At 71.1% G+C, this 21,350-nt stretch carries 17 protein-coding genes; 7 read left to right on the top strand and 10 right to left on the bottom strand.

All coding sequences use genetic code 11. From position 1 onward, the window contains the following. Positions 1–82: 82 nt before the first annotated feature. From BFV98_RS02440 to BFV98_RS02425, 4 genes are all read right to left on the bottom strand, one after another. The gene (locus BFV98_RS02440; protein ID WP_071094707.1) at positions 83–577 is read right to left on the bottom strand and encodes a hypothetical protein; all 495 of its coding nucleotides are present in this window, start codon (positions 575–577) and stop codon (positions 83–85) included. Next, on the bottom strand, positions 574–4,158 hold the full coding sequence (gene pglX, locus BFV98_RS02435) for a BREX-2 system adenine-specific DNA-methyltransferase PglX (protein WP_071094706.1): 3,585 nt from the start codon (positions 4,156–4,158) through the stop codon (positions 574–576). Before pglX ends, BFV98_RS02440 begins: the two co-directional genes overlap by 4 nt. Positions 4,159–4,252: 94 nt before the next feature. Next, positions 4,253–5,098: an alpha/beta fold hydrolase gene (locus BFV98_RS02430; protein ID WP_071094704.1), complete on the bottom strand. Its 846-nt coding sequence runs from the start codon at positions 5,096–5,098 to the stop codon at positions 4,253–4,255. Between the two features lie 56 nt (positions 5,099–5,154). Beyond that, positions 5,155–5,394, bottom strand: a complete 240-nt coding sequence (locus BFV98_RS02425; RefSeq protein WP_071094702.1) for a winged helix-turn-helix domain-containing protein — start codon at positions 5,392–5,394, stop codon at positions 5,155–5,157. 299 nt (positions 5,395–5,693) lie between these two features. Here BFV98_RS02425 and BFV98_RS02420 point away from each other — a divergent pair, with 299 nt between their 5' ends. Beyond that, positions 5,694–5,969, top strand: coding sequence for a DivIVA domain-containing protein (locus BFV98_RS02420; protein ID WP_071094700.1), 276 nt, complete (start codon positions 5,694–5,696; stop codon positions 5,967–5,969). A gap of 401 nt (positions 5,970–6,370) precedes the next feature. Further along, positions 6,371–7,537 (top strand): Shedu anti-phage system protein SduA domain-containing protein, encoded by a 1,167-nt coding sequence (locus BFV98_RS02415; RefSeq protein WP_071094698.1) that lies wholly within the window; start codon positions 6,371–6,373, stop codon positions 7,535–7,537. A 23-nt stretch (positions 7,538–7,560) separates the two neighbouring features. On the opposite strand, the gene pglW is transcribed toward BFV98_RS02415, so the two are convergent. Together pglW and BFV98_RS02405 are read right to left on the bottom strand one after the other, a co-directional pair. Beyond that, positions 7,561–11,964: a BREX system serine/threonine kinase PglW gene (gene pglW / locus BFV98_RS02410; RefSeq protein ID WP_071094697.1), complete on the bottom strand. Its 4,404-nt coding sequence runs from the start codon at positions 11,962–11,964 to the stop codon at positions 7,561–7,563. A 90-nt stretch (positions 11,965–12,054) separates the two neighbouring features. Then, a complete protein-coding gene (locus tag BFV98_RS02405) occupies positions 12,055–12,600 on the bottom strand; it encodes a hypothetical protein (protein WP_071094695.1) in 546 nt (181 codons plus the stop codon). Between the two features lie 342 nt (positions 12,601–12,942). On the opposite strand from BFV98_RS02405, the gene BFV98_RS02400 reads away from it, so the two are divergent. Continuing rightward, positions 12,943–13,764: a hypothetical protein gene (locus tag BFV98_RS02400; RefSeq protein ID WP_071094693.1), complete on the top strand. Its 822-nt coding sequence runs from the start codon at positions 12,943–12,945 to the stop codon at positions 13,762–13,764. 11 nt (positions 13,765–13,775) lie between these two features. On the opposite strand, the gene BFV98_RS02395 is transcribed toward BFV98_RS02400, so the two are convergent. The 3 genes from BFV98_RS02395 to BFV98_RS02385 form a co-directional block, all read right to left on the bottom strand. After that, positions 13,776–14,405 (bottom strand): glyoxalase/bleomycin resistance/extradiol dioxygenase family protein, encoded by a 630-nt coding sequence (locus BFV98_RS02395; RefSeq protein ID WP_071094691.1) that lies wholly within the window; start codon positions 14,403–14,405, stop codon positions 13,776–13,778. A 79-nt stretch (positions 14,406–14,484) separates the two neighbouring features. Then, on the bottom strand, positions 14,485–15,042 hold the full coding sequence (locus BFV98_RS02390; RefSeq protein WP_083395219.1) for a M23 family metallopeptidase: 558 nt from the start codon (positions 15,040–15,042) through the stop codon (positions 14,485–14,487). 102 nt (positions 15,043–15,144) lie between these two features. Next, positions 15,145–16,926: an ABC transporter ATP-binding protein gene (locus tag BFV98_RS02385; protein WP_369830070.1), complete on the bottom strand. Its 1,782-nt coding sequence runs from the start codon at positions 16,924–16,926 to the stop codon at positions 15,145–15,147. A 106-nt stretch (positions 16,927–17,032) separates the two neighbouring features. Between BFV98_RS02385 and BFV98_RS02380 the strand changes: the two genes are divergently transcribed. The 4 genes from BFV98_RS02380 (at position 17,033) to BFV98_RS02365 (ending at position 20,579) form a co-directional block, all read left to right on the top strand. Beyond that, positions 17,033–17,449, top strand: coding sequence for a MarR family winged helix-turn-helix transcriptional regulator (locus BFV98_RS02380; protein ID WP_071094687.1), 417 nt, complete (start codon positions 17,033–17,035; stop codon positions 17,447–17,449). Positions 17,450–17,532: 83 nt separating this feature from the next. Continuing rightward, the gene (locus BFV98_RS02375; RefSeq protein ID WP_071094685.1) at positions 17,533–17,901 is read left to right on the top strand and encodes an SCP2 sterol-binding domain-containing protein; all 369 of its coding nucleotides are present in this window, start codon (positions 17,533–17,535) and stop codon (positions 17,899–17,901) included. Next, complete coding sequence (locus BFV98_RS02370) at positions 17,894–19,981, top strand: glycogen debranching N-terminal domain-containing protein (RefSeq protein ID WP_071094683.1); 2,088 nt, start codon at positions 17,894–17,896, stop codon at positions 19,979–19,981. Before BFV98_RS02375 ends, BFV98_RS02370 begins: the two co-directional genes overlap by 8 nt. Positions 19,982–19,991: 10 nt before the next feature. Beyond that, on the top strand, positions 19,992–20,579 hold the full coding sequence (locus BFV98_RS02365) for a cysteine hydrolase (protein ID WP_071094681.1): 588 nt from the start codon (positions 19,992–19,994) through the stop codon (positions 20,577–20,579). Positions 20,580–20,664: 85 nt separating this feature from the next. Here the strand turns inward: BFV98_RS02365 and BFV98_RS02360 are convergent, their stop codons facing one another. Continuing rightward, the gene (locus tag BFV98_RS02360) at positions 20,665–21,291 is read right to left on the bottom strand and encodes a TetR/AcrR family transcriptional regulator (protein ID WP_071094679.1); all 627 of its coding nucleotides are present in this window, start codon (positions 21,289–21,291) and stop codon (positions 20,665–20,667) included. Positions 21,292–21,350: the final 59 nt, after the last annotated feature.

The following is a 21,350-nucleotide window of genomic DNA, read 5'->3' as shown; positions in this document are numbered from 1 at the left end:
CCCCGAAAGAGTGATCAGACACGTCGAGTTCGCACGATCCAAACTCAGCGAGTGACACGAGTCGGCCCTTCCGGCGTGATTCTCAGGTCAACCAGTTCGGCAGGTCATCTTCGGCGAGCAGAACGACATCGCTGTCATCGCAGGTACCCCACCATGCGTGGTCGCCGTATTGCGACACCAGCAGGACGGCAGTGCCCGGCACGTCGAGCATGGCCAAGCGATGGCGGTATTCCAGAACCTGACCGAGGCCGAACCGAAGCTGTTCGCTTTCGTTGCCGACCGTCGTGCTCTTCACCTCGGCGATGAACTGTCGATCCTGACCGTCCAGCCAGGCCAGATCCACCGGTACGCCGTGCAGGCCGGAGCCGGCTGTCTGCTTCTGCCAGGCCGGGGCGATGTCCGCCGGAGCCGGTTCGCGGGGAGCCGGGACGGGATCGGCGAAGACCCAGTCGGCGACCGTGGCCGGTTCGGTCAGGTGCCACAGCCTGGACTGCATACGGCCCGTCAGCCACCACTCGACGTGGGCAACGTCCTCGGGGAGCCACCACGCGGTGTCCGCCTGGGCGGTCGAGCTCACTGCTTGGCCTTCCGGCCACGGGTGGCCTTGGGCGGGCGCCACGAGGTCAGCGCCTCGTCGGTGAGGTGCAGCCGGTTGGTGGTCTCGGCGAGGAACCCGGCGTAGATGTCGGCGGGCGAGGCACCCCACTCCGGGTCGAACTCGCCGTGCCACTGGCGTACCCAGGGCAGGATCTCGCGCAACCCCGCGACCAGCGGCAACAGCCGGTCGGCGGCCCAGCCGTCTTCCTGCTCGCGGGCGACGACCAGGGTCGCGAGGGCCTGGGCCTGCTCGCGGTGGTCCCAGCCGGCCCAGCCGACCAGCAGCGACGGGTCACCGTCGCGGCCGGCACCGGGGTACGAGATGAAGCGTTCCTTGGGTACGTCGAGCTTGCCCCGGTGCTTCCAGTAGCTGCCCTTGAGGAAGTCCGCCGACGTGTATTTCGGGGGCACCGGGATCTGCTTGCGGAACTCCCGCTTCGCGGCCTCGTCGGGCAGCGCGTCCTCCTGCCGTTGCAGGTCCCACACCTGCTCCCAGTCGGCCCGCTTGGCCAGCCCGGATTCCTTGTAGCGCAGCGCGGCCAGGTGCGGCACGTGCTCGTCGGCGACCAGGTCGGCGATCACCTTGCCGAGGTCCTGGCCGGGCGCGTAGAGGCCGGCGACGGTGAGCACGTCGTCGTCGCGGCGCAGCTCGTCGGCGAGCTGCGCGGTGGTCAACGGGCGCGGCTGCTCAATGCCGTCGACGTGGTGATACCACAGCTCCCGCGCCTCGCACCGGTCCAGCAGCCAGTCGCGCAGCGCCTTACGCTGCGTCACGTCCCAGCCCTCGGTGGCCCAGCGCCGCTTGCACTCCGGCCGCTCGATCAGCCCGATGTTGCGGTTGCCCTCGATGACCGCGATCCGCCGCTCCACGATGGCTCGGTACTCAGGTGACCAGTGCGCCGGCAGTTCGGTGATCGGCTTCGACTTGTGGCGCTCGAACCACTGCGTCTCCAGGCCCTCGTCGCGCATCTTGCGGGCGAGCACGATCTCGAACGCCCGCTCCCCCAGCGCCAGCATCGGCGGCCGGACACTCTCCGGTGCGGTCAGGTCCTCGTCGAGCAGCCCGTAGAGCGAGTAGACCTGCCAGTCCAACTCCTCCTGCAACGCGATCATCGCGCCGCGCACGTAGTGCCACTCGTAGGCGGCGGCGTCCAGCCGCTCGCGGGTCGGCACGCCAGAGGCGGCGATCGCCGCCGGGGTCACCGTGGCAAGCCGCTGCGCCATGCCGTCGATCTCCCGGCTCAGGTCGAGGGGGTACGCGGACGGAAGCGGAAACTCCTGAAGCTTGGTACCGGTGAACTCGTAGAACCGTTCCCACTCCTGGCTCTTGAAGCCCTCATTGACGCCCTGGCTGCCCTTGTCGTGGCTGACCTGCTTGAGCCAGAAGCAGGCAGTCGAGCTGTTGAGCACCCCGAGCAGGCGAAGATGACCGTCCTCCGACGCCCCCTCCGGCAACTTGATCACCGGCGCTGAACGGTTGAAGACCTTCCCTCCCCGATCCAGCACGAAGTGGTTGTGCGTAGCCACAAAAGCAAACGCAATCGTTAACGGTGTCCGCAGCTTGCTTGCTGTCAGTCGGCCATACTCGCTCCATCGCAACCCGCCCTGCACTTTGGTCTTCCCGCCGAACATGATGTTGTTTGCCAGGACATTCCGTGCTGACCACATGAATCGGAGCAGGGGAATATCACTCTCGACTACGATCGACCGAAACTCTTCGTCATAGGGAAATACCGCCGCGTCAAATTCTGACTCGTTCCAATCCCTTAGTCCGTCTCCGACAACCATTTCACGCAAGCGCTCGTGGGCAAGCCGATGACGTCGGGCTGAACGCTCAGGCAGCAGATAGAGATCGTCCTCCAGGGTGAAACTCGTGATTCCGACCGAATCAGCGGCTTGCTCCAGACGCAACGGAGCCGACCTTTCGATCCGAGTCTGCGCTTCCCCAGCACCGCCGCCGCTGAGGCTCCATGGGTGCGAGGACAAGTCGTCGCGGAGGGTATCGGCGGCGGTGACCCATTGGCTCTCGGAGCCGGGGTGGTCGATCTGACTGACGATGGCCTGCCAGACGTAGCCCTGGCTGGGATCGGTGGGAGCGGATGGCTCGCCACGGATGCCCATTACGGTGCGGATGGTGCTCGCTCGACCTCGGTTGGTGTCGCGGCCGACCAGGATGACAGTCGGCGTGCCATGGCCCGGAATGTAGGCGCCGGAGGTGTCGATGACGTGGGTCAGGTTGACCTCGACCGCGAACAACTTTTCGATCATCTTCTTGCCGAACTCGCGTTTCATGAACGAGTTGGCGGTGATCTGGCCGACGTGCCCGGCGCCCTTACCCTCGCCGTCGCCGCTCTTCGCGAGTTGGAAAAAGCGCTGGGCGAAGGGCACCGACAGGGCGTACTTGCCGGAGCAGGCGTCGTACATCTCGCGGTATGCCTCGTTGAGGCCCTTGTCCTTCACCGTGATGTAGGGCGGGTTGCCGACCACGACGTGATAGCTGCTGGGGCTGAGGATGCCCGGATGCTCCTGCACGTCCTCGGTCGCGTAGGCGAACTCCGTCATCGGGTCCTCGCCGAACAGCATCGCCTGTCGGCGCTTGATCAGCGCGTCACCGACGGCCAGATGCATCGGGAGGGCGTAGCCGGCGGATTCGGCGAGGGTCTTCACGTCGCTGGCGCGGAGGGCGGCTACCAGCAGGCGGAAGCGGGCGATTGCCACCGCGAAGGGGTTGATGTCGACGCCGTGCACCGCGTCGAGCGCGAGGCGTACCCGCTCGTGGAGGTCGCGGTTGGGGGCGTGCCGCTCCCACTCCTTCAACAGACGGTGGAACGCGCCGAGGACGAAGTGGCCCGAGCCGCAGGTCGGGTCGATCATCTTGACCACGTCGTGGCCGAACTCGTCGATGGCCGGGGTCAGCGTCAGGTCGAGGATGAACTCCTCGACGAACTCCGGCGTCTGAAGCAGCGCGTACGTCTTGCGGGCCGCCTCGGACAGATCCTGGTAGAGGTCACCGAGGAAGCGGGTGTCCCACTCCGGGTCGGTGAAGTCGTGGATCAGGTCGCCGGTCTCGCCGCGCCGACGCCAGAACGCGATCAGGTTCTTCGCCTCGTCGTGCGACAGCGGGATCTGGTAGAGCGGGTTGTGCCGCTCGTCGAACAGCGACTTGCCGGCCTGCGTGTCGGCGATCGCCGCGAAGCCTTCCATCAGCCAGCCACGAAGCGTCTCGTTCGGCTGGTCGCGGAAGAACTGCGCCTCGGCCTCCTCGGCCAGGACCAGGCGGTCCCCCGGGCCGGACAGGTAGGGGTCGGGCAGCAGCCCGTTGTCCTCGCAGAAGCGCACGAAGACGGTGCCGAGCACCCAGGCGACGGCGGCCTGCGTCACCCGCTCGTCGCGCCAGGTCGCCCAGGTGGCGGCGGTGCGCCCGACCTTGAAGGCGTGGTCGTACTCGCCACGCAGCTTCAGGCGCACCTCCTCGACCGACTCGGCCTGCTCCCGCAGGTCCTTCTCTAGGTTCTTTACCTGCTTCTGCAGGTCGGACAAGAGCAGCTTCCGGTCGATCACGCGAAGACTCTAGCCGTCCCGTGGACGGGACGGGGGTACCCGTAAGTACCGATCTGCTCGACAGGCCGCTACCGAATCAGGTTCGGACGACCGCTCACGCCCTCGCGCCGAGGAAGGTGGTCACGGCTCGGCGGAAGTCGTACGGATTCTCGACCCACGGCAGGTGGCCGGCCCCGGCAAGGCTGACCCGCTCGCAGTTCGGCAGCGCCTTCGCCAGCGAGTCGACGCCCCAGCGGGGACGAATGTCCTCGGGGCCGTCGATGATCAGCACGGGCAGGTCGAGCGTCCGGCACCGCGCGGCGATGCCGGCTCCCCTCAGCTCCCGTTTCACCTCGGCGTTGACGGCCCGGTTGCAGTCGCGGTTGACGCCCAGCCACGGCGTCGCCATGTCCTCGGCGTGCGTCATGGCGGCGTCGGGGTCGGCGAAGTCGGCCGACCACTGCAGGACCGCCCGTTCCCGTTCCGCCGCCGGGGTGCGGTCCCGCGCGCCGAGCGTCTCCCACCGGTCCAGGTGCGGCCCGAGCCGCCGCCGGAGATTGCGTTCGTAGTGCGGGTGCCAGCCGCGTTCGGCGTCGATGCCGGTGCCGGAGACGTAGATCAGGTGACTGACCCGTTCCGGGTGCTCGATTGCGTACCGCAGCGCCAGGTGCGCGCCCCACGAGTGGCCCAGCACCGCCGTTCGCGGTCCGGCCAGGTGTTCGCGGACCGCGTCGAGGTCGGCGACGAAACGCCCGATCGTGTACGGACCCCGTCGCTCGGAGCGCCCGCAACCACGCTGGTCCCACCGGATGACACGGGCGTGCCGGTCGAGCAGCCGGGCGACCGGGCCGAGGTAGTCCCACAGGCCCGGACCGCCGTGACAGAGCACCAGCGGCGGGCCGGCGCCGACCTGGTCGGCCCACAGGCGACAACCGTCTTCGGTACGCACCTCAGCACCCATCGCCGACAGTATGGCGAGGCGCGCGAGACAGGTGGGGTCTGCTGGGCTGGCGCCGGTTACGGCTCTCTCATCCAGGTCTTCGGATCGGTCACGAAGACGCCCTTGCCCTGCTGCCGCCGGATCACCCGCAACGCTTCCAGACGCACGTAGGCCAACTGGACGGTCCCATAACTCACGCCATAGTCCGCGCGGGTCTGCGCGACTGAGGGCAGCCGGTCACCCGGCTTGAGCCGCCCTGACTTGACGTCGGACATCACGTCGGCGGCGATACGGAGGTATTCGGCTGATTCGGGCATGTCACTCCTCGCGTGGCAACCCGATTCGATCACAGCCCAGATAGCTAAACAACGTGCTTTGACTTCCCTGTGTTCCCTAGTTATGTTGGTCGGGGCCGATCCTCGCGTGGCAACGAGTTCGGCTCATCCCCCGGTCGGGGCGGGTGTGCGTACCCGCCCCGACCCTCCGGACTGCTCCGCCTCCGTACCGCCGATCTGGGCTGCGGGGGCGGAGCGGGCGGGTCGTCCGCGGCCGGCGTGCGGACGGCCCGCCCTTCCAGACCCACCGCACCCGTCCCCCCACTTCCGGAAGGACCGACGTGACGCAGTATCGCTCCGGCCGGGTCTACCTGACCGGCCTACCGTCCCGGCTGACCCCGCACGAGGTGCGCACCCACACCTTCGACACCCACCGGCGCGGCGTCGATCCCGATCGGGTACGCGAGTTCCAGACCATGGTCGCCGACGAGCTGACCGACCTGCACCGGCAGGTACGCCTGCTCGCGCAGGAGAACGACAGGCTGAAGCGCGCCCTGCGGGACTGGCAGACCATGCACGCGCGGGAGTGCCGCCCGCCGAACGACGGCGCCTGGTAGCGGTGCGCCCGCAACCCGGCGACCTGCTACGGGTCGACGGCCGCGCGTCGGTGCAGTTCGGCGGCGACCGGGCGCTGACGTTCCGGGTCGTGTCGGTCGGCCCGGAGCTGCCGCACACCCACTGGATCTGGCTGACCGGCTATGTCCTGAACCACCGTGGCGTCGCCACCGCGAAGCGGGAGATCTTCGTCCAGACGACCGGCCTGCATCCCGCCGCGCCCAGCTTGCGTGAAGAGCGTCGCCACCGGCAGGCGGGAAGGCGCCCTGACCGCCGGGTCGAGTCGCGATCACCACATACAGGGGCCGGATGGCCGCTTGCCAGTCGCTGCGGCAATGAATGTCGGAGGCATAGCGGATGATCGTTGCTCCCGTAGCGAGTAAAGCCTGAGGTGCGCGTTCCGATGCCAACCAGGTCCGACCAGACCCTTCACAAGCTGATACTGAAGATCATCGAACTCGGCGTCTCCGACCATGTCGGGAGCATCCTGCACGACGTTTTGCGTCATATGGGGGAACGAAGCCCATATCGCGGTGGCCGGGAACTCGTTTCCCTGCTCCGCTACGCCGAGGCAGCCGCTCGGCAGAATCAGGACGTCCTCACCAGCGAACGCATCGAGGATGCTCTGGCATACGCCATGAACACGATGCTGCGCCCGGACATCGAGATCAAGTACTTCCCAAGATCGAGGCAGCGTCTACTCAATTTCGTTCGGGGGATCATGGGCGGATTGGGCAAGGAAGTTGTCGAACACGTTCGCCGGTTCGTGGCTCAGAACCCATCCGCCTCCGCTGCAGAGGTCCAGGCTCGCCTTGCCGAGTTCTTCGAAGCCGCAACGACGATGTCGGAGGACGAGGAGCAACCGGGACGCTACCGGCTACTGCTCGGTCAGCGAGAAACCTCGGCCTGGCTCAGCGAGATGCTGAGCGATCGCCTAGACGTCGAGACGCAAAACGGGCCAGCTGGGCACGCCAACGTCCGAATGCTCGCTGAGGTCGAGCATCTGAGCCTCGAAGACCTCGTTCAGCTCGCTCAACTCAGGGTCCGGGCCGCCGGCCTTCAAGAGCTGAAAACTGTCGTGTGCAACCCTCACAGCTCCGAGCACGACCTTCAGAGCGCCCTGCGCCGGAATCTCTGGATCTTCGGAGGCGCCTTCTTGCCGACTCTCGGCCGGCGCCGGCTCGTCTCCGGCGACGAACTGGACATCCCGTTGCTACGCGCGGACGGATCACTCCACGTGGTGGAACTGAAGAAGGCCAACGTGGCGATCATGACGCGTCAGCGTCGGGGCCTGATTCCCAACGCCGAGGTGCACCGGGCGGTCGGGCAGGTGATGAACTACCTGCTCGCCCTCGACGAGGAGCGCTCCCGCATCCTCGACGAGCACGGAGTAGACGTTCGGAGGGCGAGCGCAACCGTGGTCGTCGGTCACCCTCGCTTTCAGCCGAGTGTCGAGGAGGCGGACACGAACGAGGTCCTGCGGACCTACAGCAGCCATCTCGCGCGGATCGAGGTCGTCACGTACAAGCAGCTGCTGGACGGTGCCGAGAGGTCGTTGAGTCTCGCTTGAGCACTGCTACGGATGCTGTTTGGTCACGCGCTGACCGCGCTGCGGTGGGCGTTGACGACCCAGGCGTCCGGCAGCCCGATCCACTCGTTGTCACCCACCCGCACCACAGTGCCGTCGAGCTTCGGCAGCATCGCCGGGTCGTCCATCGGGCACAGCACCCACAGGGCGCCCATTCTGCGCCCCGCGTCGGCCAGCTCGTGCAGCCCTTCCATCGCCCGGTAGCGGGCCAGCACCGCCGCGTCGTGCAGCAGCACCGGCCCGGCGTCGGCGCGCAGCTGCGCGCGCAGGCGCGGCAGGACGAGCCGCCACGCCTGCTCCACGTACTCACCGAGCTTGATGGCGGCCCGCGAGTTCTCCGGCGCGTTGTCCGCGCCCACCACCGTCTCCCAGGTGGGCTTCGGCCGGGCGTCGACCAGGCCGCGCAGTGCCCGGATGAACTCGGCGGCCACGCTGACGGGCCGGGCGCCGAAGCGGCGGACCAGCTCGTCGCGGGCCGGCGCGGTGCGGTTGAGGCGTACCGTCAGGGCCCGGAACCCGCCCGCGGACCGCGCGCCGGTCAGGCGCTCCTCGGCGCGCATCGCCTGGGCCAGCTCCGGCGACTCGGCCGCCCACCGGCTCGGCAGCGCGCTCGCCGACGAGTGCCGCTGGATGATTGACATTGACGACGAGCCGGTGCGGGGTCGCGGCACGAACCGGTCTCCGACTCGGCGCAGGTCAAAACCCGCCTCGGTGAGGAGGCTGTCCAGCCTGTGGTCCATCGGCATGGGGTCCAGCTCCGGGAAGCGCGCCGAGACGCGCTGCTGCACCTGCTCGGGACTCAGGGCCCGCTGGTTGCCGGCACCGGGAGACACCACGCCGGCCTGGGCGAGCCTCAGCGCGCGTACCGGATCGAGGTCGCGCGGGTACAGCTCCAGCCGCGCGGTGGCGGCGGCGCGGTCCGACGCCACCGCGGCGAGCTGCACCCGTCGCCGCTCGTCGATCACGTCGGCGGCGCCGCCGGGGGCGGTCACCGTGGCGAGGGTACGCATCACGGTGGCCGCGCTCGGCAGCACCTCACTGGCCGCGAGCCGGTCGGCGGCCTTGCCCAGCGCGTCGGCGTAGTCCAGCAGGGCCGGCGCCGCCGGGGTGTCCGGGGCGTCGTCGTCACCGGCTTCCAAGGCGACAAGCAGGCGGTCACCGTGCGGGTGCGGCCGGCCGTCGATATCGGCTCGACCGTGCCGGCGCAGCAGGAGGCGGGGCTCCTCCTCCAGCGCATCGATCTCGACCGCGGCCCGCACCGCGGCCACCGCTATCGCCAGGCGCAGCTTATGGCCGGTGCGGACCGAACCACGGCTGGTGAGCAGCGCCGCCGCCAGCTCGGCGACGCCCATCACCCGGCCGCCGTCGCGCAGCAGCTCCACCACCTGGGTACGCACGCTGCGCACCACCGGCAGCTCGTGCCAGCGCTTGCGCTGCTTGCCGAGGATCTGCGCGATGCGGCCGGGGGTCACCCCGACGGCGGCGGCCACCAGCGGCTGCTGCGGCCAGAGTGGCAGCGCCGACAGCGTGCCGGTGGCGTCGGGCAGGTTCAGCAGCAGCCGCGTCGCCTCGATCTCGGCGGTGTTGCGCCCGTTGGACGCCGGTACGAGCAGCGTCGCGATCGCGTCGAGACCCACCCGCACCAGGTCCGCGCCACCGCCGGTGGTCTCGGTGGCGGCCTCCGCACCGGCGGCCCGCCGCGCGGCCGGCGACGTCGGGATGGTCTCCCGCTCCCCCAGCCGGCTACGCCACTCCTTGACCCGCCGCTGCAGCTCCTTGCGCGTCTTCGCGCCGAGGCCGGGAAGCGTGGCGAAGGTGTTGTTACCCACCGCGAGCAGTTCCCCGACCGTGGTCGCCTCCACCCGGTGCGCGGCCGACACCGCCCGTGGCGTGAGTCCGGCGGCCTCCAGGACGGTCGCCCGGGTCGCCTTCGCCGCGGCTTCCTCACGCGCCTGCTCGGCGAGCTGCTCGTCCGGCTCCTCGGTTTCGATCTCCGGATGCTCGGAGCCCACCGGGGCGCTGGCGTCGGAGCGGCGGAACACCTGCTGCCAGGCGTCGCGCATGTCCTTGAGTGAGCCGAAGCGGCGACGGTGGTCGCGGTGCAGTGCCTGCTGGAAGAACTCCATCAGACCGTCGCGCACCGCCGGGTCGAACGCCTCGACCGCGAGCACCGGAGGGCCCTCGGTGAGCTGCGGTTCGGTGCCCCCGTCGCCCCACACCGGCAGCTCGCCGGAGGCCATCTCGTGCAGGGTGACCGCGAGCGCGTACCACTCGGCGTGCTTGTCGTAGACCTGCCGGTTCGCCGCACCCAGGAACGGGTCCAGATAGCGGGGTGTGCCGGCGGACAGCTCCTTGACCGAGACTCCGGCCAGGGAGAAGTCGAAGAGCACGAGCTGACGGGTACGGTTCGGCCGGATCCGCACCGCGATGTTGTCCGGCTTGATGTCCCGGTGGTAGACGCCCTCGCCCTCCAGGTAGTCGAGCGCGCCGAACAGGTAGTCGCTGTAGGTCTCCAGCTCGTCGACCGTGAGCCGGCCCTCGTCCCGGAGCTTGCGGGCCAGCGTCAGCTCGCCGGCGTGCTCCAGCACCACCACGGTACGGTCGGCGATGCGCAAGGGCTCGGGCCGGGCCAGCCGGATCACCCGGGAATCAGTCAGCGGGCCGAGCACCTTCGCCTCGTGGGCGAGCCGGGCGGCCTTCTCGTCGGACAGGCCGACCTTGAGCACCTCGTCACGGCCCGTGCGCTCGTTGCGGGCCAAGAACGCGCGGCAGGTCGACCCGGTGCCGAGCTGCTTGCGGATCGTCCACTCACCGACCCGGTCGCCACCGCGCACCTCGAGCGGATCGGTCTGCTCCGGCTCCGGCTCGTCCCTGGGCGCGGGCGGGGCGGTCAGCTCGTTCTCGACCTCCTCCAGCATCTCCACGAAGTCGGCGACGGTGGTGAGGCGCTGCGCCGGCACCGGAGCGGTGGCCGCCTGGACCAGTTCGTCGGCGAACTCGCTTATCGCGTCGGTCTCCGACGAGGGGCGCAGGCCGTTGTCGCGGGCGAGCCGGGACAACAGCTCCTGGCGCTTCGCCGCGGGCGGCTGGCCGGTGAGGATCAGATAGGCCAGCGCGCCCAGCCCGAACACGTCCATCGCGATCGGGTCGGGTCGTGGCGCGCTCAGCTCGGGCGCGAGATACGCCTCCGCCGACAGCTCGATGTGTGCGGCCGCGTGCGAGGAGAGGGTGACCGGCTCGCCGCTGCTGCCCGCGTTGGTGTCCACGGCCCGGGTGGCTGCCTGCCAGTCACTGACCTGAAGCTGAGGCGTGAGCCACGCCTCCTCCTCACTGCCTCCCTGTCGCCGCCGGCCCGGCACGACCAGGACGCTGCGGGCGGAGAGCGCGCGGTGGTGAAGGTGACGCCGGTGCGCGTACGCGATCGCGTCGGCGAGCTGGCGCACCATGGCGACCCGGGTCAGCGGGTCGAGCCGGTCACCGTACTGCGCGACATAGTGGTCGAGCCGGACGGCGCGGGGATCGTGGCGGAAGATCAGCGCCGGTCCCGCCTCGTGCGACTCGAGCGAGTCGACCCGCACGATCCCCGGGTGATTGATGCCGTGCAGCACTGTCATCTCACGCCGGGCCGCGCGCTCGATGCTGGCCCGGTCGGCCTGGACTGCGTTGCGTTCCACCAGGTAGATGCGGATCCGACGATGCTCGCGCTCCAGCTCGCGGTGCCGGGCGTGGTGGTCCTGCCAGGTCGGGCCGAGGTCGTACGGCCGCGACTCCAGCTCCCATGCGCCGACCTGGTAGTGCTTGCGGCTACGCGCTATGCCCACGGCTTCGAGCAGACCGGGCAGGGCTGCGGAGACCTCCTTGCTGAGCCGCTGCCGCTCGTCCTGCGGGGGGCGTTGCAGAAGCGAGCCGATGGTGGGTAGCGACCCCGGCTGGTGGCCCTGGGCGGGACCGGGACCGTAGACGTGGTGCAGGTGGTGCTCGGACAACGCGATGTGCAGACCGGGCTTGGAGAGGAACACCGCCGCCTGGACGAACGGCACGCGGACCGGGGCGCCCGGGCGCCGGCTGGCGGCGGTCTGGAGCAGCGACTTGAGCTTCTTGGCCTTCATGTCGGCCAGGTGCAGAGGATTGTCGAAGGTGCGGGTACGGCTCGGGCTGGTCTGGATCCAGTTCGAGCCGCTGGACGTCAGCCGCCCGGTGAGGCTCTTGATTTCGATCAGGTAGAGCCCACCGGGGCCGGCCACCAGGAGATCGACCTCGTAGGGATGGCCGGTCTGTGCGGTGAAGGTGAAGTTCGACCAGGCGCGGTAGGGCTCGGTGTCGGGTAGCAGCGCCTGGACGTGCGCCAGTGCCTCTCGCTCGTGCGCGAACTGCGACGGGGTGATCGTCGTCCACCGGCCTTCCTGCATGCAGGAGATCCTAGGCCCCCAGCCGACCGACCTTGGCCTGCCGCTCGACGGCCACGTGGAACCCGGCCCTGCCGGTCTCGATGACACCTGTCAGTCCTGGGTGCCGGCGAACAGCGTCCAGGCGTCGATCTCGGTCGGCGCCAGCGGCCGCGCCGGCAGGTAGGACGCCAGGTCGCGGAAGTCCGCCACCGCGTTGTGCACGCACACCGCGAGCGAGAAGTGCAGCAGTTCCCGCACCGCCTGCGCGTCGGGCGCCGTGACGTCGTCCAGCAGCGGGCTGCGCACGTCGAGCGCGAACACCACGTGGCAGGCGCTCTGGTCGGACTTGACCACGCAGTAGTAGCGCCCGGCCTCGGCCAGCCGGTTACGGATGTTCGCCCAGGCCATCGCCCCGGAGATGTCGGGCACGTCGGCGCCGGCCACGCAGGCCATCCGGAAGACCCAGCGGGCCGGGTCCTCCGGTGACACCGCGCCGTAGACCAGCACCAGGCCGCCGCGGTGGAACACGGCGAAGCCCTGCACGTCCGGGCTGAGGTGCAGGAAGTCCGGGGTCCAGACCCGGTCGTACTGCCGCTCGGCGAGGGACCGCAGGAACTGCACGGTACGGCCGGCGGCGTGGCGAGCGTCAACACCCATGCGTTCTGGTCCTCCCCCGAAGGATCACGGAGCCTCACGCTACGAAGCGCTTCGATCACGGATCAAGGTGTGCCGATCGACTCTGGATGGTCGGTCCCGTGAACGGGACCGAACCCGCTTCGAGTCCCACGGATAGGACTACGGGACGGCTCGTCCGATCGGTCAGCGCCCACCCCTCGGCCGGGCGGAACCGCCGTGCGCGCGGCTGCGCGCGTACACCGGCCGGGGTTGTTAGCGTGGATCGCGGACCGCACGGCGGTCCGGCCACCCCTCGCCCGACGGCCCGCGCGTCCCGGTGACGCCGCGGGACGCGGTGCTGCGATCCGGCATGGAGGGGGTGCGATGACCGCGGTGCCGGAGGATCCGGGGCCGGGTGACCGCCGGCCCGCGCCCGGCGCGCCGGTCGACGGCTGGCGGCGGCGCTGGAGCGTACGGACGCGGGCGCTGGGCGAGGCGGCGCGCGTGCGGACCCGGCGCTTCTGGGACGGTGCGCAGCCGACGCTGCGGCAGCTCTGGTGGACCGAGGAACCGGTGACGCCGGTGACCACAGTCGACCGGCGCGTACCGGAGCCGCTCGCGGTGCCGGCGCAGGGCCAGGTGTACGTGTTCCTGATCCGCGCCACCTACACCTGGTCGTCGGAGACCGCCCGGCCGGAGCTGTTCGGCTGGTACGTGGACTACTTCCAGCAGCAGGCCGCGCAGCGCCTGCACCGGCTGGCCGTCCGGTGCGCGGTGGAGGTGCCGCCGCACCGCCCGCGCGACCTGCACGCCGCGTTGACCGCCGCGCTGGCCGAGGACGACCCGTCGCCCTGGACGTACGCGCGCGGCGAGGTGACCTTCGCCTGCGAGCCGGACGTCACAGTGCACCTGGACGAGCGGGTGCGCAAGCTGCTCCAGCCGTACTGGGAGCAGCGCATCGCGCTGGAGTGCGAACGCGACCTGGCCCGGCGCCGCGCCGAGTACGCGGAGGAACGCGACCGGCGCGACCGCCCGCCGGAGCAGGCGAGGACGGCGGGCGAGGCGGGACGGGCGCGGCGTGGATCGCGGCCGGACGGACCGGTGGAGTCGTTCACCCCGCTGGAGCCGCTGCTCCCCCCGCCCGCACCGCGCCCGGCCCCGGGGCAGCGGCCCCGCCCCGGCGAGCCGGAGCCGCCCCAGGTCTGAGCCCGGCGGCGTCAGCCCGGAACGGCGGCCGTCTCGGGGCGGGCCTGCCGGGCGGCCAGGTACGCGGCGATCCCGGTGCTGTCCTCGGTGGCCAGGAACGCGCCGCGCGCGTTGACGAGCGCCTCGTCGGCGTGGGTCAGGCAGCCCCACACCGTGTCGCCCCACGAGTCGGCGAGCTTGACCTCGGCCGGCTCGGTGCAGGGCTCGCCTCGTGGTCCGCCGATCCGGCAGTGGCCGGGGGCGCCGTCGCGGCGGGCGGCGACCTGGGCGGCCCGGCGCACCGGGGCGGGTCGCCCGTCCGGCTCGGCCTGCGGGGCGGGTACGCCCGGTGGGTGAGCGAACAGGATCGTGTTGCCGTCGGGGTCGGCGGTGCGGCACTCGCCGCCGGGAGCGTTCTCGACCCGGTGGCCCGCCGCGACGAGGCGTTCGGTGGTCGCGGCGACGTCGTCGACGTGGAGGTACAGCGTGGCCGGGGCCGGGGCGCCCTCGACGATCAGCAGGGTCAGGTCGCCGCAGCGCAGACGCGACCGGCCGTCCTCGCCGGGCTGCCCGGTGTAACCGAACAGCGCGTAGAACCGGCCGGCCGCGTCGGCGTCACCGACGTTCAGCACCGGGACCTGACCCTGAACTCCGCTGCGCACCGCGCCACTCTACCCATTGGCGCTCTGTAAATCACGTCTTGCGGATCGGGTTTTCATCCCGGTCGGCGGGTGTCCCGGGTCAGCAGCCGTTGGTGCTGGTCTGGTTGCGCTTCAGCCCGTCGGACCAGGTCACGCCCTGGACGACCGCCACCACCACGCTGCCGTCGTGGATCTGCTCGTAGTGCAGGTGCGGGCTGAGGTCGTACTTCGCCGACGTCGCGCCGACCCGGCCGATGACGTCGCCGCGCTTCACGGTGTCGCCCTTGGCCACCGCGCGCGAGTTGAGGTGGGCGTACCGGGTGCGCCAGCCGTCGCCGTGCCCGATGACGATGGTGTTCCCGTAGCCGGAGGTGGTGGAGTAGTACGACTCCAGCACGGTGCCCGCGGCACTGGCGACCGTCCGCCGGTTGAGGTCGTCGGGACTGCCGCTGGCGTCGTAGTGGTTCCAGTCGATGGCGTGGGCGGGGCTGTGCCCGTTCCAGTTGTTGCCCTGCCAGGTCTGGCCGCACAGGAACGGCATCCGGAAGCCCGGCCGGGCGGCCTGCGCGGGCTGCACGCCGAGCATCGCCCCGGCGACGACAGCGGTCGTGAGCAGCGCCGGCACGCGCCACCGGGCGGCAGTGGTCGTCAGCGACATCGTTCCCTCCTCGCATCGAGTGATCCGGGTCGATGCTATGGGCCGCGTGGACGTCGGGTGAATAGCTACACGGATGAATGCCCGGCCAAAACTTTCCTACGGTCAGCCGACCAGGGCGGCGTAGCGGCCGCGCCGGTCCAGCAACGCGTCGTGGGTGCCGGACTCGACGATCCGGCCGTGGTCGAGCACCGCGATGCGGTCGGCGTCGCGGACGGTGGAGAGCCGGTGCGCGATGGTCACCACGGTGCGGCCCCGGGCCAGCTCCTCCAGCGCCCGCTGGACCGCGCGCTCGGTCTCGGTGTCCAGCGCGCTCGTCGCCTCGTCCAGCACCAGGATCCGCGGGTCGCGCAGCAGGGTCCGGGCGATCGCCAGGCGCTGCTGCTCGCCGCCGGAGAACCGGTGGCCGCGCGAGCCGACCATGGTGTCGTACCCGTCGGGCAGCGCGGCGACGAGGTCGTGGATGCGGGCGGCGCGGGCGGCGGCCTCGATGTCGGCGTCGGTGGCGTCCGGGCGCGCGTACCGGAGGTTGTCCCGCACGGTGCCGTGCAGCAGGTACGTCTCCTGGCTGACCACGCCCACGACGGCGGCCAGGTCGGCCGGGCGCAGGTCGCGCAGGTCGATCCCGTCGATGGTGATGCGGCCGGCGTCCGGGTCGTGCAGCCGGCTGATCAGCGCGGCGAGCGTGCTCTTGCCGGAGCCGGTCTCCCCCACCAGGGCGAGGCTGGTGCCGGCCGGGACGTCCAGGCTGACGCCCGCGAGGGCGGCGGTGTCACTGCCCGGGTAGCTGAAGGTGACGTCCTCGACGCGCAGGTGGCCGCGGGCGGTGGCCGGGTCCAGCGGGACCGGGCGGGCCGGCTCGGCGACCTCGACGGGCAGGTCGAGGTATTCGAAGATGCGGGCGAACAACGCCAGCGACGCGGTGAGCGTGACGCCGACGTTGAGCAGGCCCATCAGCGGCCGGAACAGGTTGCCCTGCAGGGCGGTGAACGCGACGAGCGTGCCGATGGTGAGCGTGCCGGCGGTGCCGGGCAGGCCGGCGCCCAGGTAGATCACCGCGGGGATGGCGGCGAAGACGATGCTCATGGCCGCCATTCGCCAGCGTCCGGCCAGCTCCGAGCGCAGTTCCAGGTCGACCAGGCGGGCCGAGGAGGCGGTGAACCGGTCGACCAGGGCCGGGCCGGTGCCGAGCGTCTTGGCCAGCCGTACGCCGCTGACCGACAGCCCCTCCTCGATGGTCACGGTGAGGTCGGCCAGTTCGCGCTGCCGCTGGGCGGTGATCTCCCGGCGCAGCCGGGCGACCCGGCGGGTGAGCCAGAGCGCGGGCGGCAGCACGACCGCCGAGACGAGGGTGAGGCGCCAGCTCAGCGCCAGCATGGCGATGGTGGTGGCGACCACTGTGGTGAGGTTGGCGGCGATCGAGGTGGCGGTGGAGGTGACGACCGCCTGCATGCCGCCGATGTCGTTGGTGATGCGCGACTGCACCTCGCCGGTGCGGGTGCGCACGAAGAAGCCGATCGACTGCCGCTGGAGGTGGGCGAAGACGTCGGCGCGCAGCCGGTGCATGACCCTTTGGCCGACGCGGGTGGAGATCCAGGTCTGCGCGACGCCGAGCACGGCGGTGACAGCTGCCACCGCGATCATGCCCGCGACCAGCCAGGCCAGCAGCGTCAGGTCGCGCTCGGGCAGGGCCCGGTCGATCACGGCACGCAGCAGGAACGGTGTAGCCATCGCGATGATCGAGGACGCCACGATGATCGCCACCACGGTGGCGAGCGGGCGGCGATGGGCGGTGAACAGGCCGCCGATCCGGCGCAGGGACACCTCGCGGGCCTGGGCCTTCTCGGCGGGGGAAACGGTTCGGCCGTCACGGCGGCCGTCGGGGATGCGATCCAAGGGTGCTCCTCATGTGGGGGACGATGCTGAGGTTGACGACAATGCTGAGGTTACCTCAACATGAGGGAGCAACACGAAATACTGCTACCGTATTCCCGTGAGCGGCAGCGACGAGGGCCTGGCCGAGACGTTCTGGGCGGTGACCCGCCGACTGCGGCACCAGACCAAACGCGCGCTGGAGCCGTGGGAGATCAGCCCCGGGCAGGCGCGGGCGCTCGGCGTGCTGATGCGCCACGGCGCGCTGCGGCCCGGCGCACTCGCCGAGCACCTGCGCATCGCGCCGCGCTCGGCCACCGAGGTGGTCGACGGGTTGCAGGAACGTGGCCTGGTCGAGCGCCGGCCCGACCCGGGCGACCGGCGGGCCACGCTTGTCGCCCCCACCGCCGAGGGCGAGCGGGTGGGCACCGCCATCCGGCAGGCGCGGGCCACCGAGGCGCAACGGTTCTTCGGCGCGCTCGCACCGGAGGACCGGACCGAGCTGGCCCGAATCCTGCGCCTGCTGCGCGAGGACTAGGTCTCCGGCTTCCCCGGTTTCACCCGTTCCGGGTGAGGCGACAAGCCCCCTGGCGGGGAATAGCGCCATCGGGAGGAGGGCCGATGGTCGACGCCACCGAAGAGTTCTTCCGGAGCCTGGGGCAGCGCGGGCAGCGCGGGCTGACAGCGCTCCACGAGGGCACCGTCCGGTTCGACATCGCCGGCGACGGCTCGGTCGACCACTGGCTGGTCTCCATCGCCCGCGGCGAGGTCACCGCGGCGCGGCAGGCCACCGGCGGGGACGCGGTCGTCCGGGCGGACCGGGCCGTCTTCGACCGGATCGCGCAGGGCGAGGCGTACTTCCTGACCACCGTCCTGCGCGGCGAGGCCGAGGTGGAGGGCAGCCCGCGGCTGTTCGCGACAGTACGCCGGCTGTTCCCCTCCCCGCCCGGTTCGCGCCCGGAACGACATCGGGGAGACGACGATGGGTGACGACCACGTCGGCATCTTCGACGGGACGATCTTCCTGGTCTGTGACCGGGCGGGCGACGTCGTCCCGGCGGCCGACGCCACCCACGGCCTGTTCGCCCACGACACCCGTCTGCTGTCCCGCTGGCAGCTCACCATCGACGGCGAGCGGCTCAGCACGCTGTCCATCGACGACATCCACTACTTCGAGAACCGGTTCTACCTGGTCCCGGGCAGTCAGGACGTCTACGTCAACAGCACACTCGCGGTGCGCCGGACCCACAGGCTGGATGCCGGACTCCAGGAGGACCTGCTCCTGGTCAACAACGACCGGCGGCCCGTCGACCTGACCGTGCGGATCGAGGTGGACGCCGACTTCGCGGACCTCTTCGCGGTCAAGGAGGGCACGACGAACCGCCGGGGGCGGCACTACCGGCGGGTCGACGGCCCGCGACTCGTCCTGGGGTACCAGCGCGAACGCTACCGCCGCGAGACGATCGTGTCGGCCACGGCCCCGGCGGAGGTGGACGAGAACGGCCTGACGCTGCGCGTACACATCGAACCGCACGGCCGGTGGCAGACCCGGCTGACCGCCGAGCCGGACCTCCCCCTGCCCCGAGGGCTGGAGCGGCTCAGCCTGCCCGGGCGGGTCGAGGGCCACGCCCGGGACAAGCCCGCCGAGCTACGGGAGTGGCTGGACCGGGCGCCGCGCCTGGAGACCAGCTGGGGACCGCTGCAGAACACGTACCGGCAGAGCCTCATCGACCTGGCCGCGCTGCGGTTCAGCCCGTTCCTCGCCGGAGCCGGGTGCGTGCTGGCCGCCGGGCTGCCGTGGTTCATGTGCCTGTTCGGCCGCGACAGCATCCTCACCAGCCTCCAGGCGCTGCCGTTCGCACCCGAACTCGCCGCCACCACGCTCACCGTGCTCGCCTTCCGCCAGGGCAGCCGGATCGACGACTTCCGGGAGGAGGAGCCGGGCCGGATCCTGCACGAGATGCGCTACGGCGAGCTGACCGTCTTCGACGAGACACCGCACAGCCCCTACTTCGGCAGCGCCGACGCCACTCCCCTGTTCCTCGTGCTGCTCGACGAGTACGAGCGGTGGACCGGCGACGCCGCCCTCGTCCGCGCGGTGGAGCAGGAGGCGCGGGCGGCCGTCGACTGGATCGACCACTACGCCGACCGGGCCGGCAACGGCTACGTCTCCTACGAGCGGCGCAACCCGGTGAACGGCCTGGAGAACCAGTGCTGGAAGGACTCCTGGGACAGCATCTGCTACCGCGACGGCCGGCTGCCGGGCTTCCCGCGCGCCACCTGCGAGCTCCAGGGGTACGCGTACGACGCGAAGGTGCGCACCGCCCGGCTGGCGCGCGAGATCTGGCACGACCCGGCGTACGCGGACCGGCTGGAGCGGGACGCCGCCGACCTCAAGCGCCGCTTCAACCACGACTTCTGGATCGACGACGGCGAGTACATGGCGCTGGCGCTGGACGGCGACGGCCGCAAGGTGGACGCCCTGTCGTCGAACATCGGCCACCTGCTGTGGAGCGGCATCGTCGAGGAGCCGAAGGCCGATGCCCTGGTGCGGCACCTGATGTCACCGGCGATGTTCAGCGGCTGGGGTGTCCGCACGCTGGCCGAGGGCGAGGCCCGCTACAACCCGGTCGGCTACCACGTCGGGACCATCTGGCCGTTCGACAACTCGTTCATCGCCTGGGGTCTGCGGCGCTACGGGTACGCCGAGGAGGCGGCCCGTATCGCGGCGGGCATCCTGGACGCGGCGGCGTTCTACGACGGCCGGCTGCCGGAGGCGTTCGCCGGGCATGCCCGGTCCGAGACCCGCTACCCGATCCGGTATCCGACCGCGTGCAGCCCGCAGGCCTGGTCGGCCGGCGCGCCGCTGCTGCTCCTGCGGACGATGCTCGGCCTGCGGCCGGTCGGCGACGATCTCGTGGCCCGGCCCGCCCTGCCTGCTAGCCTCGACTACGTGGCGTTGCTCGACGTCCCCGGCCGCTGGGGGCGCCTGGACGCCTTCGGCAGGAGCACCGCCGCCGGCGGCCTGAGCCGGTACGAGCTGGCTCCGCAGCAGCTCTCCGCACCGTGACGGGATCGACATGCAGCGCATCGACTGGGCGCACACCGCGGTCGTGGGCGTCCACTGGCAACACGAGGTGGTCAGCCCGGACGGCGTCTTCGGCCCGTTCTTCGCCGACCAGGTGGCCCGGCACGGCGTGGCGGCGAACGCGGCCCGGGTCGCCGCCGCCGCGCGGGCCGCGGGCGGCCTCGTGATCTTCACCCGGGTCGCCTACCGGCCCGGCTATCCGGACCTGATCGCCAACACCCCTAGCTTCGTCATGATCAGGGAGCGCGGGGCGTTCCTGGAGGGCGACCCGAAGACCCGGATCGTCGAGGACGTCGCGCGACAGCCGGGCGACGTCGTCGTCACCTCCACCCGGCTCGGCGGGTTCTCCGGCACCGACCTGGACCTGATCCTGCGCGGCCGTGGCGTGCGGACCGTCGTGTTCACCGGCGTCGCGACGAACCTGGCCGTCACCGCCACCGCCTACCAGGCGGTCGACAACGGGTACCGCATCGTCACCGTCTCCGACGCGTGCACGGCGGCCACCGACGAGCTGCACGACACCTACCTCAGCACGCTGGGCCAACTCGGCGAGGTCGTCGCCACCGGCGAGATCGCCTGACCGGCCGCCGGGACCGCTCAGCGCAGGCCGGCGGGAGCGCTCAGCGCAGGCCGGCGGGAGCGCTCAGCGCAGGCCGCCGGGACGCTCAGCGCAGGCCGGCGGCGATCGCGTCGACCAGCAGCGCGCCGAGCGTGCGGGCCATCACGGCGCGGGCGGCGTCGACGTCGAGCCCCATCGAGTCGCGCATCATCGACCAGGCCGACCAGGTGCCGGCCACCGTGAGCGCGTCGAGCAACTGTTCCCTGCCCGGCCCGGCCTGCGCCAGCTCCGGGGCGAACACCGCCTCGATCTCCTGCCGGACCCGGGCGACCGCCGCCTCCCGGTTGCGGCGCAGCTGCGGGGAGAACGGCTCCCGCAGCGCCGACGCGCGGGCCGAGGGCGCCAGCACCTCCAGCAGCCGGGCACGCTGGTCGCAGAACGCGGCGATCCGGGCGGTCAGCGGCAGCTCCGGCGGCACCGGCCGCCAGAGCGCGGCCTGTCGCTCGCCGACCCGCCGCCCGGTCGCGGCGAACAGCGTCTCCATGTCCTTGAAGTTGGTCCAGAGCGTACGCAGCGACACCCCTGCTCGCTCGGCGATCCGTTCCCCGGTGGGCCGCAGGTCACCGGAGTCGATCAGGGCGAGGTGCGCCTCCACGATCGCGGCCCGGGTCCGCTCGGCCCGCGCCGCCCGGCCGTCCACCCGCTCCGGCGGGTCGGTCTCCAGCTCGATCATGGGTACGGGCTCTCCTGTTGCTCGTCTGCCGGCGGCCACTCTACGTGCGTGCCGCCGGG

Source organism: Micromonospora sp. WMMB235, assembly GCF_001855515.1.
Classification (GTDB): Bacteria; Actinomycetota; Actinomycetes; order Mycobacteriales; family Micromonosporaceae; genus Micromonospora; species Micromonospora aurantiaca.
The sequence above is the reverse complement of the archived record's forward strand: the minus strand, read 5'-3'. Positions and strand labels throughout refer to the sequence as shown.

Coding starts and splice junctions, on each gene's coding strand:
- BFV98_RS02430 (WP_071094704.1), bottom strand. CDS start 5,098: ATGGGTGCTGAGGTGCGTACCGAAGACGGTTGTCGCCTGTGGGCCGAC.
- BFV98_RS02425 (WP_071094702.1), bottom strand. CDS start 5,394: ATGCCCGAATCAGCCGAATACCTCCGTATCGCCGCCGACGTGATGTCC.
- BFV98_RS02415 (WP_071094698.1), top strand. CDS start 6,371: ATGCCAACCAGGTCCGACCAGACCCTTCACAAGCTGATACTGAAGATC.
- pglW (WP_071094697.1), bottom strand. CDS start 11,964: ATGCAGGAAGGCCGGTGGACGACGATCACCCCGTCGCAGTTCGCGCAC.
- BFV98_RS02405 (WP_071094695.1), bottom strand. CDS start 12,600: ATGGGTGTTGACGCTCGCCACGCCGCCGGCCGTACCGTGCAGTTCCTG.
- BFV98_RS02400 (WP_071094693.1), top strand. CDS start 12,943: ATGACCGCGGTGCCGGAGGATCCGGGGCCGGGTGACCGCCGGCCCGCG.
- BFV98_RS02390 (WP_083395219.1), bottom strand. CDS start 15,042: ATGTCGCTGACGACCACTGCCGCCCGGTGGCGCGTGCCGGCGCTGCTC.
- BFV98_RS02375 (WP_071094685.1), top strand. CDS start 17,533: ATGGTCGACGCCACCGAAGAGTTCTTCCGGAGCCTGGGGCAGCGCGGG.
- BFV98_RS02370 (WP_071094683.1), top strand. CDS start 17,894: ATGGGTGACGACCACGTCGGCATCTTCGACGGGACGATCTTCCTGGTC.
- BFV98_RS02365 (WP_071094681.1), top strand. CDS start 19,992: ATGCAGCGCATCGACTGGGCGCACACCGCGGTCGTGGGCGTCCACTGG.
- BFV98_RS02360 (WP_071094679.1), bottom strand. CDS start 21,291: ATGATCGAGCTGGAGACCGACCCGCCGGAGCGGGTGGACGGCCGGGCG.